11 protein-coding genes are annotated in these 13519 nt (G+C 70.5%); 2 read left to right on the top strand and 9 right to left on the bottom strand.

The annotated features are described in order from the left end of the window. Window positions 1-2: 2 nt before the first annotated feature. Together xylA and AC0Z9V_RS08005 are read right to left on the bottom strand one after the other, a co-directional pair. A complete protein-coding gene (xylA, locus tag AC0Z9V_RS08010; protein WP_133081217.1) occupies window positions 3-1193 on the bottom strand; it encodes a xylose isomerase in 1191 nt (396 codons plus the stop codon). 118 nt (window positions 1194-1311) lie between these two features. After that, window positions 1312-2337, bottom strand: coding sequence for a LacI family DNA-binding transcriptional regulator (locus tag AC0Z9V_RS08005; protein WP_485141192.1), 1026 nt, complete (start codon window positions 2335-2337; stop codon window positions 1312-1314). Window positions 2338-2516: 179 nt separating this feature from the next. Between AC0Z9V_RS08005 and AC0Z9V_RS08000 the strand changes: the two genes are divergently transcribed. Then, the gene (locus AC0Z9V_RS08000) at window positions 2517-3656 is read left to right on the top strand and encodes an endo-1,4-beta-xylanase (protein ID WP_485141191.1); all 1140 of its coding nucleotides are present in this window, start codon (window positions 2517-2519) and stop codon (window positions 3654-3656) included. Window positions 3657-3764: 108 nt separating this feature from the next. Continuing rightward, window positions 3765-6803 carry an endo-1,4-beta-xylanase gene (locus AC0Z9V_RS07995; RefSeq protein ID WP_485141190.1) on the top strand — a complete coding sequence of 1013 codons (3039 nt, stop codon included), beginning with the start codon at window positions 3765-3767 and terminating at the stop codon, window positions 6801-6803. Window positions 6804-7017: 214 nt separating this feature from the next. Here AC0Z9V_RS07995 and purM read toward each other — a convergent pair whose 3' ends face one another. The 7 genes from purM to AC0Z9V_RS07960 all read right to left on the bottom strand — a co-directional run bounded on the left by purM (window position 7018) and on the right by AC0Z9V_RS07960 (window position 13507). Further along, window positions 7018-8130, bottom strand: a complete 1113-nt coding sequence (gene purM / locus AC0Z9V_RS07990) for a phosphoribosylformylglycinamidine cyclo-ligase (protein ID WP_133081213.1) — start codon at window positions 8128-8130, stop codon at window positions 7018-7020. Next, entirely contained in the window at window positions 8127-9686 is a 1560-nt protein-coding gene (purF, locus tag AC0Z9V_RS07985) for an amidophosphoribosyltransferase (protein ID WP_133081212.1), read from the bottom strand. Before purF ends, purM begins: the two co-directional genes overlap by 4 nt. Window positions 9687-9775: 89 nt before the next feature. Then, window positions 9776-10912, bottom strand: coding sequence for an EAL domain-containing protein (locus AC0Z9V_RS07980; RefSeq protein ID WP_485141189.1), 1137 nt, complete (start codon window positions 10910-10912; stop codon window positions 9776-9778). Window positions 10913-10926: 14 nt separating this feature from the next. After that, window positions 10927-11100 (bottom strand): DUF1059 domain-containing protein, encoded by a 174-nt coding sequence (locus tag AC0Z9V_RS07975; protein WP_133081210.1) that lies wholly within the window; start codon window positions 11098-11100, stop codon window positions 10927-10929. A gap of 133 nt (window positions 11101-11233) precedes the next feature. Further along, the gene (locus AC0Z9V_RS07970; protein ID WP_459268084.1) at window positions 11234-11653 is read right to left on the bottom strand and encodes a hypothetical protein; all 420 of its coding nucleotides are present in this window, start codon (window positions 11651-11653) and stop codon (window positions 11234-11236) included. A 19-nt stretch (window positions 11654-11672) separates the two neighbouring features. Continuing rightward, window positions 11673-13145, bottom strand: a complete 1473-nt coding sequence (locus AC0Z9V_RS07965; protein WP_485141188.1) for a DUF2079 domain-containing protein — start codon at window positions 13143-13145, stop codon at window positions 11673-11675. Further along, complete coding sequence (locus AC0Z9V_RS07960) at window positions 13142-13507, bottom strand: sterol carrier family protein (protein ID WP_485141187.1); 366 nt, start codon at window positions 13505-13507, stop codon at window positions 13142-13144. The genes AC0Z9V_RS07965 and AC0Z9V_RS07960 overlap by 4 nt, the downstream gene beginning before the upstream one ends. Between the last annotated feature and the right edge of the window lie 12 nt (window positions 13508-13519).

The following is a 13519-nucleotide window of genomic DNA, read 5'->3' as shown; positions in this document are numbered from 1 at the left end:
GATCAGCGGGCGCCGAGCAGGTGCTCGATGAAGAGCTGCTGCAGCTTCACGAAGCCGAAGCCCTTGCCGTTGAAGTAGGCGTCCGTGTCGAACTCCTCGTAGGACGCGCGGTCCGCGCGGAGCGCGTCGTAGCCTTCGCCCTCGTTGAGCGTGGGCACGTTGATCTCGGAGACGCGGGATGCTTCCAGTGCGGCCTGGACCTCGGGGTCCGCGCGGAAGGCCGCGGCACGCTCCTTGAGCAGCAGGTACGTCTGCATGTTCGCTGCGGCCGAGTCCCAGACGCCGTCCATGTCCTCGGTGCGGCTCGGCTTGTAGTCGAAGTGGCGGGGGCCGTCGTAGGACGGACCGCCCGCGGGGCCGCCGTTCTCCAGCAGGTCCACGAGCGAGAAGGCGTTCTGCAGGTCGCCGTGCCCGAACACGAGGTCCTGGTCGAACTTGATGCTGCGCTGGCCGTTGAGGTCGATGTGGAACAGCTTGCCCTGGTAGAGGGCCTGCGCGATGCCGTGGGTGAAGTTCAGCCCGGCCATCTGCTCGTGGCCCGTCTCCGGGTTGATGCCCACGAGTTCAGGGCGCTCCAGCGTCTCGATGAACGCCATCGCGTGACCGAGGGTCGGCAGGAGGATGTCGCCGCGGGGTTCGTTGGGCTTGGGCTCGATCGCGAAGCGGATGTCGTACCCCTTGTCGGTGACGTAGTCGCCGAGCAGGTTGACGGCCTCGCGGTAGCGCTCGAGGGCGCCGCGGATGTCCTTGGCGGCGTCGTACTCGCTGCCTTCGCGTCCGCCCCACATGACGAACGTCTTCGCGCCGAGCTCTGCTGCCAGGTCGATGTTGTCCAGCACCTTGCGCAGGGCGAACCGGCGCACGCCGCGGTCGTTGCTCGTGAAGCCGCCGTCCTTGAAGACCGGGTGGCTGAAGAGGTTGGTGGTGACCATGGGCACGATCAGCCCGGTGGACTTCAGTGCGCCCTTCAGGCGGTCGATCTCGCGCTGGCGGTCCGCCGGGGAGGAGCCGAAGGGGAAGAGGTCGTCGTCGTGGAAGGTGATGCCGTACGCGCCGAGGTCGCTCAGGCGGTTGACCGCCTCGACGACGTCGAGGGGTGCACGGGTCGCGGATCCGAACTGGTCCTGGGCTTCCCAGCCCACCGTCCAGAGTCCGAAGGAGAATTTGTCGTCGCGGGTGGGCTCGATCGCCATTGAGTGCTCCAGGAAGTGTGTGTGACTAATATGTTGCCGTTACAAACATATTAGGTTTACCGCCAGAGTCAAGCCCGGATCACGAGCCGGTACCCATGCCAGGGATGCTGGACACGCGTCAGGACCCGAGTGCTCCCACGCTCGCCCGGGTGACCAGCCGGGTGGACAGCTCGATCCGTGGACTGTCGACGGCGTCGCCGGCGATCAGCCGCACGAGGGTGCGGGCCGCGAGCGCCCCCATCTCCGAGAGCGGCTGCCGGACCGTCGTCAACGGAGGGGACGCCCACCCCGCCTCGGGCAGGTCGTCGAAGCCGATGACGCTGAGGTCGTCAGGAATGCGCAGTCCCTGCTGGCGGGCCGCCTCGTACACGCCGAGGGCCATCTGGTCACTGGCCGCGAAGACCGCGGTGGGCCGGTCGGCGCGCCCGAGGAGTTCCATCCCTGCCGCGAACCCCGAGGCGTAGTCGAAGTCCCCACTGATCACGAGGGCGGGATCGAAGGCGATGCCCGCGGCGTCGAGCCCGGCCCGGTAGCCGTCGAGGCGCGCACGGCTGCACCACAGCCCCGGGCGTCCGGCCACGAACCCGATGCGGCGGTGGTTCTGCTGGGTCAGGTGTTCCGTGGCGGTGACCGCACCGGTCCAGTTGGTCGCCCCGATCGTCGGCACCTCGAGATCCGGCACGCCGGCGGGATCGACGACCACCACCGGGACGTTGAGCCGCTGCAGTTCGGCGTGCAGGAACGAGTCGAGGTCCGTCGTGACCAGGATGGCGCCGTCGCTGGTCCTGGCTCCGAGGGTGTCGAGCCACTTGCGCGTCGAGTCGGCGCTGCCCCGCCGGTGGATGGCGGACACCACCACGGACATGCCCTCGGTGTTCAGGGCCTCCTCGACGCCGCGGATGATCTCCACCGCCCAGGGGCTGTCGAGGTCGTTGAAGACGAGGTCCACCAGCCCGGAGGGGGCTGACGGGGCCGTGCCGCGGCGACGGTACCCGTAGTCGCGGAGCAGGGCCTCCACGCGTTCCCGCGTCGCGGGAGCGACGTCGGACCGGCCGTTGAGGACGCGCGACACCGTGGGGACCGAGACTCCGGCGGCCGAGGCGATCGCCGAGATCGTCACGGCGGGTTGGGTGTTGTCGTGCACAAATCCTCCTCGGGGCGCCTGGAGCAACGTCGAGGTCTCCCGGAACTGTTTTCGCTTCCGCCCTTGACCTCTCCTGCGCGGTGTTCCTAACCTACAGCAACGGTATTTCCGGAAAGTTCCGGAAAAGTTCCGAAGAAAGTTTCGGACGACCGCACCTCAGGTACCTCAAAGGAGAGCTCATGAAGGTCCACCACTCACTCGCTGCCGCAGTCCTCGCTTCGGCAATGATCCTTCCCACCGCCGCACCCGCGCTCGCAGCACAGCACCAGGCCCCCCGTCCGCCCGGGATCGAGAAGCAGGACACCCTCCGCTGGGTCGCCCCGAACGATCTCAAGATCGGCACCGCCGTCGCAGGCGGCGGTCACCACGAGACCCAGCCCTATCCGGCCCCGTTCCCCAACGACCGGGAGTACCTGCAGCACCTCGCCGCCGAGTTCAGCTCCGTGTCGCCCGAGAACCAGCTCAAGTGGGAGTTCGTGCACCCCGAGCGCGACACCTACCGCTTCGCCGAGATGGACGCCATCGTCGACTTCGCGCAGGAGAACAAGCAGGTGGTCCGCGGCCACACCCTGTTCTGGCACAGCCAGAACCCCGCCTGGCTGGAGGAGGGCGATTTCTCCAAGGAGGAGCTGCGCGCCATCCTCAAGGACCACATCCAGACCGTCGTCGGGCGGTACGCCGGCAAGATCCAGCAGTGGGACGTGGCCAACGAGATCTTCAACGACAACGGCACCCTGCGCACCACGGACAACATCTGGATCCGCGAACTCGGCCCGGAGATCATCGCCGACGCGTTCCGCTGGGCCCACGAGGCGGATCCGAAGGCGAAGCTCTTCTTCAACGACTACGGCGTGGAGAGCGTCAATGCGAAGAGCAACGCCTACCTCGAGCTCATCCCGCGGCTGCAGGCCCAGGGCGTCCCCGTGGACGGCTTCGCCATCCAGGGGCACCTGAGCACGCGCTACGGCTTCCCGGGCGATCTCCGGACCAACCTCCAGCGCTTCGACGACCTCGGGCTGGAGACCGCGATCACCGAGATCGACGTCCGGATGGACGTCGCAGCGGGGACCCAGCCCACCGCGGCGCAGCTCGAGAAGCAGGCGAGCTACTACCAGCGGGCACTCGACGCCTGCATCGCCGTGGAGGAGTGCAACTCCTTCACGATCTGGGGCTTCACCGACAAGTACTCCTGGGTGCCGGTGTTCTTCTCCGGTGAGGGGGAGGCGACCGTCATGTGGAACGACTTCACCCGCAAGCCGGCCTACTACGCACTGCAGGAGAGCCTCGAGCAGGCGTCCCCGGGGCGCGGTAACCGCTAGGCAGCACCAGCACGACAACCAGCACGACTAACAGCACGACCAGCACGACCACCCCCAGCAGTCGGTGGCCCGCCCCTCCCCGGGCGGGCCACACCATCAAGGAGAACCATGAGACAAGGACGTCTGATCGCAGGCGCCACGGCATTCGGCCTGATCACGGGAGCCGGCGTGCTGACGCTGCCGGCCGCCCAGGCGGACGAACCGTCGGTGCTGCTGAACGAGGATTTCGAGGACGGCAGCTTCAGTCCGCTGGCGCAGAACGGCGGGCCCACGCTGTCGGTCGTCGACGCCGACGGCGACAAGGCCCTGCTGGTGAAGGGCCGGGTCAACGACTACGACGGCATCAAGACGCCGGCCGACCTCCTGCAGGCCGGCGGGACCTACACGTTCTCCGCGCAGGTGAAACTCTCGGCGCCGGCAGGAACGACGACGTCGGCGCGCTTCGTCGTGGAACCCGCCTACAGCTGGGTGGGCAACACCACGGTGTCCGCGGATGCCTGGACCACGGTGACCGGCACCTTCAACGCCCCGGCCGGAGCCGACCCGGCGACGCTGCGGGCCTACCTCGGAACGGGAGACCTGGGTGCACCCTACGACTACCTCGTGGACGACGTCGTGATCACCGGGACGGCCGGGCCCGCCGACGGCGGAGCCTGGCAACCCACCCCCGACGCGTCCTTCGTGCCGGGAGGCGCAGCGAACCCCACGAGCACCCCCCTCGCCGCGGCGCGGGGCACCGGGAACACCGTCGCCCTGACGTTCGACGACGGGCCGAACCCGGGCGAGACCGCAGCGATCCTCGACTTCCTGCGGGACAAGGGCATCACCGCGACGTTCTGCATCATCGGGCAGAACGTCCAGGCTGCCGGTGGCGCCGACCTGCTGCGGCAGATCGTCGCCGACGGCCACACGCTCTGCAACCACGGCACGTCCTACGCGGACATGGGCTCCTGGTCGCAGACCCAGGTCGAGACCGACCTGAAGGAGAACCTGCGCATCATCCGGGCCGCCGTCGGTGATCCGTCCCTGCAGGTGCCCTACTTCCGTGCACCGAACGGCAGCTGGGGTGCCACTGGGGAAGTGGCCGCGGCGCTCGGCATGCAGCCGCTCGGCCTCGGCAACGTCATCTTCGACTGGGACGGCAACGACCTCAGCGAGGCGACCCTGACCGCCAACCTCCGCGCGGCCTTCACCCCCGGCGCCGTGGTCCTCGCCCACGACGGCGGCGGCGACCGCTCCAACACGGTCCGGGCCGTCACGACGGTGGTGAGCGAGAAGCTCGCCGAGGGATGGACCTTCACCCTGCCGCAGGGCGGCGCGGGAGCGGCACCCGTCGAGGTCACCTCCGGCTTCGAGACCGGCACCGACGGCTGGACGGCCCGGGGCGACGGCGTCTCCGTCGCCACGAGCAGCGATGCCCGCACCGGCACCGGCAGCCTGCTCGTCACGAACCGCACCCAGCCCTGGCACGGTGCCGCGCTCAACGTCACGGCGGGCCTGCCCGTCGGGACCGCCGTGCAGGTATCGGTGTGGGCGAAGCTCGCTCCCGGCGAGGCCCCGGCCTCGCTCAAGGTGTCCGTGCAGCGTGACAACGGCGGCGGAAGCGCGTACGACGGCGTCGCCGGCGCCAGTGCCTCCGTGACGGCCGACGGCTGGGTCCAGCTCAAGGGCACCTACACGCTCGGTGCGGCCGCGGACAAGGCCCAGGTGTACGTCGAGGGACCGGTGGGGACGGACTTCCTGCTGGACGATTTCAGCCTCGCCCCGATCGTCGAGAAGCCCATCCAGTCGGACGTCCCCGGACTGAAGGACGTGCTCGGCGCGGACGGCATCGAGCACGTCGGTGTCGCCATCGATGCCCGGGAGACCGTGGGAACGGCCGCCGACCTCGTGCGGAAGCACTTCAACGCCTTCACACCGGAGAACGCAGGCAAGCCGGAGAGCGTCCAGCCGGTCGAGGGCCAGTTCGCCTTCACGCAGCTGGACCAGCTGCTGGACTTCGCGGATGCCAACAATGTGCAGGTCTACGGACACGTCCTCGCCTGGCACTCGCAGACCCCGGCGTGGTTCTTCAAGGACGGCACCCGCGACCTCACCGACAGCCCCGCCGACCAGGCGTTGCTCAAGGCCCGCATGGAAGCGCACATCAAGGGCATCGCCGACCACATCGACGCCCGCTACCCCGAGGGGGACAGCCCCATCTGGGCCTGGGACGTGGTCAACGAGGTCATCGCGGACGGCGACACGGCGAACCCGCACGACATGCGCGACAGCCGCTGGTTCCAGGTCCTCGGCGAGGGCTTCGTGGACGAGGCCTTCCGCCTGGCGGACCGCTACTTCCCCGAGGCGGCCCTGTTCATCAACGACTACAACACGGAGATGCCGGAGAAGCGGGCCGACTACCTCGACCTGATCCGTGCGCTGAAGGCCCGGGCCGTGCCGATCGACGGCGTGGGCCACCAGGCCCACGTGGACGTCGCCCGGCCCGTGCAGTGGCTCGAGGACTCCATCGAGGCCGTCGAGGCGCTGGACCCCGCGCTCCTGCAGGCCATCACGGAACTCGACGTCAACGCCTCCACGGAGAACCAGGGCGCCGATGTCAGTGGCGCTCCGGCGGATCCGTACAGCCCGGCGTTCGAGGACGACGCGGACGCCGCAGCGGAGGTCGGCTACTACTACCGCGACCTCTTCGCGATGCTGCGCGAGCACAACGCGTCCGTGGACTCGGTGACCTTCTGGGGGATCAGCAATGCCCGCACCTGGCTGCGGACCTGGCCCATGGCCCGACCCTGGGAGCAGCCGCTGCCCTTCGACGACGAGCTGCAGGTCACGCCGGCCTACTGGGGCATCGTGGATCCGTCCAGGCTGCCCGCCCGGCCCGCCGATGTGCTGCCGCCGCGGATCGCCGACCAGTCGGACATCACCGCCGTCTCCAACGGGGCCAGCGGCGCCAAGGTCAGCTACGTCTCGCCGTCGGCCATCGACACGCTCGACGGCGTCGTGCCGATCACGTGCCTCCCCGCACCGGGCGGCCGGTTCCCCGTCGGTACCACGACGGTCACGTGCACGGCGACGGACGCGGCCGGCAACACCCGGACCAGCTCGTTCGACGTCGTCGTGACCCGCAAGCAGGCGGGCAAGCACTGACCGGCCTGCACCGACCACGACAAAGCCCCTGTCCTCTCCGGAGGGCAGGGGCTTCGTCGTGGAGTCCGATGCTGGGCGTGCTCGGCGGGGTGGCTCGCTCCTCCCGTTCGCCGTCGTCCGGTGGGAATGTTCGAACATGCCCACTGTCCGGGCTCGATCAGGAGGAGGATCCGGACCTGCCGTGCTCCGGCAGCGGTGCTGTGGACGTTTCGGGTCAGGCGTAGGCGCCGAGCAGCCGTACCGAGCCGCCGTCCACGCCCTTGGCGCCCTGGACGTAGTCCGGCCCGTCGGTGCTCCCGTTCCCGGCCACCTGCACGCTGCCCATGATCCAGGAGGGGACACCTGCCGCGGTGAGCTGGGCGAGGGCGGCGTCCGCGCCCTCGGCCCCGACGATCGCGACCATCCCGACCCCGAGGTTGAGGGTGCGCTCGAGATCCGGCAGCGGGACGGAACCGAGCTGCGCGACGAGCGTGAAGACCGGGGGCAGTTCCCACGTGGAGCGGTCCACCGTTGCTTCCAGCCCGCGGGGCAGCACGCGGGCGAGGTTCGCCGCGAGCCCGCCGCCGGTGACATGACTGAAGCCGTGGACCTGCGCGGCGTCGTTCCGGGCCAGCGCCAGGCAGTCGGCCGCGTAGATCCGGGTGGGCTCGAGCAGCTCCTCGCCGAGCGTCCGCCCGAGCTCGGAGACCTGGCGGTCCAGCGCCCAGCCGGCCTGGTTGATGACGCGCCGCACCAGCGAGTACCCGTTCGAGTGCAGGCCTGAGGAGGCCATGCCGATCACGACGTCGCCCTCGCGGACGCGCTCGGGACCGAGGACCCGATCGGCCTCGACCACGCCGGTCGCGGCGCCCGCCACGTCGTACTCGTGCTCACCGAGCAGGCCTGGGTGTTCGGCGGTCTCGCCGCCCACGAGGGCCGTGCCGGCGGCCGAGCAGCCGGCCGCGATGCCGCGCACGATGTCCGCGATGCGCTCGGGGACCACCTTCCCGCACGCGATGTAGTCGGTCATGAAGAGCGGCTCAGCGCCGACCACCACGATGTCGTCGACCACCATGCCCACGAGGTCGAACCCGATGGTGTCGTGGATGTCCATGGCCTGCGCGATGGCCACCTTGGTGCCCACGCCGTCGGTGGACGTCGCGAGCAGCGGCCGCGTGTAGGTGAGGAGGCGGGACACGTCGAAGAGCCCGGCGAAACCGCCCACCCCGCCGAGAACCTGCTCGCCGTGCGTCGCCCGCACGGCGTCCTTCATCAGCTCGACGGCGCGGTCACCCGCTTCGACGTCCACTCCTGCGCTGGCGTACGTGATGGGGTTGGACGCGCTCATACCCGCTCTTTCTTGTCTTCGTCGGTCAGTACGGCTTCGAACTCTGCGTCCGGTCCGGGATCGCATCCCGTGGCCCCGGACTTGTCGGCGGGGTTGGTGCGCTCGAGCAGGTTCTTGCCCAGGCGGTCGTCGTCGGGCAGTTCGATCGGGTACGTGCCGGTGAAGCATGCAGTGCAGAGGCGCTCACGGGGCTGCTGCGTCGCGTCGATCATGCCGTCCTCGGAGATGTACGCGAGGCTGTCGGCGCCGATGGACTTGCTGATCTCGTCGATCGCGGCGCCGTTGGCGATGAGCTCCGCTCGGGAGGCGAAGTCGATCCCGTAGAAGCAGGGCCAGCGCACGGGCGGCGAGGAGATCTTCACGTGGACCTCGGCCGCGCCCGCCTCGCGCAGCATGCGGACGACGGCGCGCTGCGTGTTGCCGCGCACGATCGAGTCGTCGACGACGATGATGCGCTTGCCCCGGATGACCGACTCGAGGGCGTTGAGCTTGAGCCGGATGCCGAGCTGGCGCAGGGTCTGGCTGGGCTGGATGAACGTACGGCCCACGTAGGCGTTCTTCACGAAGCCGTGGGCGAAGGGGATGCCGGACTCCTCCGCGAAGCCCACGGCGGCCGGGGTGCCGGACTCTGGGACCGGGATGACGATGTCCGCGGCGGCGGAGTTCTCGCGGGCGAGCTGCCGGCCCATCTCCACGCGGGACTCGTACACGGAGCGGCCGGCGATCGCGGCGTCGGGCCGCGCGAGGTAGACGTATTCGAACACGCAGCCCGCGGCGGTCGGGGCGGCGAAGCGGCTGCTGCGCACCCCGTCCTCGTCGATGGCGATGAACTCGCCGGGCTCGATCTCGCGGATGTAGCTCGCGCCGACGGTCGCGAGGGCCGCCTGCTCCGAGGCGACCACCCAGCCGCGCTCGAGGCGGCCGAGGACGAGGGGACGGACACCGTAGGCGTCGCGCGCCGCGTACAGGGTTCCTTCGTCCATGAAGACGAAGCAGAATGCGCCGCGGATGCTCGGCAGCAGGTCCATGGCCGTCTGCTCCAGCGAGCGGCCGTCGTTCCCGGCGAGCAGCGCGGTCACGAGGGCGGTGTCGGTGGTGTTGCCCTGCGCGAGCTCGCCGGCGCGGGGCTTGCCGTGGCGGTCGAGGACCATCTGGTACAGCTCGGCGGAGTTCGTGAGGTTGCCGTTGTGCGCGAGGGCGACCGTGCCGGCAGCGGTGGCGCCGAGCGTGGGCTGCGCGTTGGCCCAGTGGGAGGACCCGGTGGTGGAGTAGCGGCAGTGCCCGACGGCGATGTGGCCGGTCAGGGTGTTGAGCGTCGCCTCGTCGAAGACCTGGGACACGAGGCCCATGTCCTTGTAGACGTTGATCCGCTGGCCGTCGCTCGTCGCGATACCGGCCGATTCCTGGCCCCGGTGCTGCAGCGCGTACAGCCCGTAGTAGGTGAGCTTGGCTACTTCCTCACCGGGCGCCCAGACACCGAAGACGCCGCAGGCGTCCTGGGGTCCTTTTTCGCCGGGGAGAAGATCGTGGGAGAGTTGTCCGTCGCCGCGCACCATGCGCCCATTCTCTCACGGCAGGCAATGGCGGCCGCGCGATGGGCGGCGTCGGGCCGCTGGCCCGGGACGCGCGGCCGCGGCGACGCCCGTCACACGGCCGGGACGTGCGGCGTACCCGCGATCCTTCCGATCAGCCGCTCCATCCGTGCGAGGCCCACGAAGCGGCCCGCGTTGTCCGTGACGAGCAGGGGAGCGAAGCGGGCACTGCTGTCCCGGGTGATGGCGCGGGACAGCGCCTCGCCGATGGGGGTGTCCACGTTGACGACCAGCCCGGCCGTGACGACACCGAGCCGCGCCGCCTCCTCGGGCAGGACGGCGACGGGCCGGCGGCCGTCGAGGAGCACGACGTCGGCGAGGAACGGGTCCGCTGCGAACAGTGCTGCGGCCTGCGCCGGGGACGGGGCCGTGGGGGCGGGCTCGACGACGCCGCGCACGGTCTGCGACGACGTCGAGCGCGGGGAGGCGGACAGCCGCAGCGCCAGATCGACGTCGAGGGTGGACCACGGGGGTGCCGGACGGCCCAGCAGGTACCCCTGGACGAGGGGTACCCCGAGGGCGGCCAGGGCGTCGAGTTCCTCGACCCTTTCGATGCCCTCCGCGAGGAGCCACGCATCGACCCTTCCCGCGAAGAGCCCGAGCATCTCGATCAGGGCGCGCTTGGCCTCGTCCGTGTCGATCCCGCGGACCAGTTCCCGGTCCACCTTGATCATGGCGGGTCGGAGCGCGAGGAGGTGCTGCAGGCCCGCGTACCCCGACCCGGCGTCGTCGACCGCGATCAGGGCGCCCGCGGACCGCAGCGCGTCCAGATGGGGTTCCAGCTGCAGGTACGAGTCGATGGGAGTCTGTTCCGTGAGCTCCACGATCACGCCGCCCAGGTTGCCCTGCTCCGCCCAGACGTCCCGGACCACGGGGGAGGGCAGCAGGTGGGGCGACACGTTGACGGTGAGGAAGCAGTTGCCCGGCAGGCCCGCGCGGTGCGCGAAGGCGCTGCGCAGGGCTGCCGCCTCGAGTTCGGCGTCTTGACCCTCCCGGCGTGCCCGGGCGAACCATGCCTCGGGGTTCTTCTCCTCGTACCCGGGAAAACGCACGAGGGCTTCGTAGCCGACCACCGAGCCGCGGACGGTGTCGATGATGGGCTGGTACGCCGAGGAGATGCCCTCGCCGCGGCATGCGGCGTCCAGCTCGGTGGCCTCGCGGAAAGCCTGGTCCTGCCCGAGGGCCTGCATCGGGGCCGGCGGCGTCAGGCGGCGACGATGCGGGTGCGCACGGCCCCGACGAGCTCGGGTGCGAGATCCGTCAGTCCGTGGACGGCGGCGGCGTGCTCGCCGACGCGGGCGAGGATCTCATCCTCGGAACTGCAGACCCAGCGGGCTTCACACCCCGGTACGACATCTCCACATGCGAATGCCTTCATGAAAAACTCCCTCTTCCGCGGCCCGCGGACCAGCCTGATCAATTGCCCCCATCCCTACTGTCGTCAGGTCGGGCGGCACCGTTAGCCGAACCGCCGCATCCGGTCAGGAGCGGTGGGGGCGCCGTCGGGAGGCCTAGGCGGAATCGTCGTCGTACGTGCGCTCGGCGCGGGCGCGCTCGGCGCGCCGGACGCTGCGACGGTCGACGACGAGCACCACCAGGGCCGCGAGGAGCAGTCCCGGCAGGGCGAACGCCACGGTGAAGAAGCCGAGGACGGACTCGCGCGTGAGGGTGGGATCGGCGGGCCCGGTGTAGGCGACCACGAGTGCCGCGAGGAAGCCGAGGATCGCCCCGATGGCCATGAAGGGGATGAATTTCGGGGCTCTCCGGACGGTCACCTCCCGGACAGCCGGGGCATCGGGTGCGGGGACAGCCGTGCCGGGCTCCTGCGTGCCCTCCCGGTCGGCGGGCGCCGGCTGCCCGTCCGCAGGCACCGCGCCGCGCGTATCGGGCTGCTCGGGGGTGCTGTTCGGCGGGGGCTGCTCGGCGGTCATGGTTTAAGGCTACCGGGCATCAGCGTCCCAGCTCGACGAGCTGGTAGCCCGCCTCGTCGAACACCAGGGTGTAGTCGGTCCCGGGGAAGCGCTGCTCCGCATGGGCCTCCGCGTCGCTCGGCCGGACGGGGCCCCAGCTCCAGTCCTCCGCGTCGACGACGAGGTAGTCCGGCGCCGGATTCGGGTTGCCGAGCCAGTACACCCGGGTCTCGGGGACGAGGTAGGCCATCAGCACCACCCCGCTCTCCACGCTGGACCCAGCGGGGATGAGGTCCATCATGCGGTGGGCCGCGTCCCAGCGGTCCGACGGTCGGTAGGTCTCCGGTTCTGCGAGGGCGGCGAACTTCTGGCCCGGCAGCAGGACCAGGCAGGCCAGCACCGCGGCGGGGACGCCGACCAGGGCGGTGGTGCGCACCCAGGTGCGGCGGTGCATCCGCAGGGTCCGCACGCCGTCCACCAGTGCGAGGAAGAGCACGGGCATCAGGACCGCGCTGTAGTGCCACTCCGGCCCCCAGTACCCCTCCTGGCCGGAGGCGAACCGCCACAGGATCGTCGGCAGCAGGACGAGGCTGAGCGAGGAACGGAGGAACAGGGCACCACCGGCGAGCAGGAGCAGCAGCAGCGTCTCGTGTTTCGCGGTCCCGGAGACGAGGTCGACGACGGCGCCGGCGGGGTCCGCGATCATGCCACCCACGTCGATGCGGTCCGAGTAGTCGTACTGGCCGGAGGTGTTGAGTGCCGGGAGGATCACGCGTACCGAGACGATGAGCCACAGGGCGCCCCACAGGGAGAGCCACAGTCCGGCGATGGTGCGGAGGCGCCATGCGAGGACCAGTCCCAGGGCGATGACGGTGAGCCCCAGATCCTCCTTGACGAAGACGAGGAGCCCACCCCACACCACGGCGGGCAGCACGCGGCGCAGCAGCACCGCCTCGAGGCTGAGCGCGAGGAGGGGGACGGCGAACGCGATCTCGTGGAACTGCGCCGCCACCGCGGACTGCAGGCCCCAGGACAGGGCGTAGGCGATCCCCACCCCGATCCCCGCGGCGCGCCCGAGCAGCGTCATCCCCGTCCGCGCCACCACCGCCACGGACAGGCCGAACAGCAGGCCCTGCACGACCAGGAGGGTGAGGCCCGACGGCGCGAGGGCGTAGGCCGGTCCGAGCAGTACGAGCAGCGGATGGAAATGGTCGCCCAGCAGGTTGAAGTCCTCGCCCTTGATCGGGACGATCGGGGCGCCGGGCGCTGCGTAGGCCTTCGCGAGCTGCGTGAAGATCCCGAGGTCCCAGGACGGTGAGTCCAGCCGGTACCACTGCGTGACGGAGAAGAGGGTGTAAAGGAGGGTGGCCGCGAGGCCGGTCGCCCACGCCCCGGCGGGCCGGCTCCGGAGTGCCGCGACGAGGTTCTTGCGCCGGGCACCCGGGCGGTCCCCGGCACGGGGAGGCACGTCCCTCGCGGTGGACGCCGTCGTGTCCGTGCCGTCCATGCTCATGTGCGGCGTCCGAAGAGGGGGAGCCAGGCACCGAGGTCGGCGCGCTGGCCCGACGCCGCGACCTTGCCCGCGGCGAGGGCCTCGGGCCAGGTCGTCGTTCCCGTGACGAGGGCGAGCCAGGTGGCGGCGTCCGTCTCGACGACGTTGGGCGGGGTGCCGCGGGTGTGGCGCGGCCCTTCGACGCACTGCGTGACGCCGAAGGGCGGCACACGGACCTCGACGCTGTTGCCGGGCGCCAGTCCGGCGAGCTCCTCCAGCGTGAACCGTACGGCGGTCGCGAGCTCGGGTCGGCCGGCCGAGCCCTCGGCCACGCGTGTGAGGGCCCGGTGGCCGTCCTCTGCGGAGATGCGTCGTCGCGCCATGGTCGGGCGGGC

The sequence above is a fragment of the Arthrobacter sp. UYP4 genome (assembly GCF_057291175.1).
This window is presented reverse-complemented; position numbering and strand designations above follow the sequence as displayed.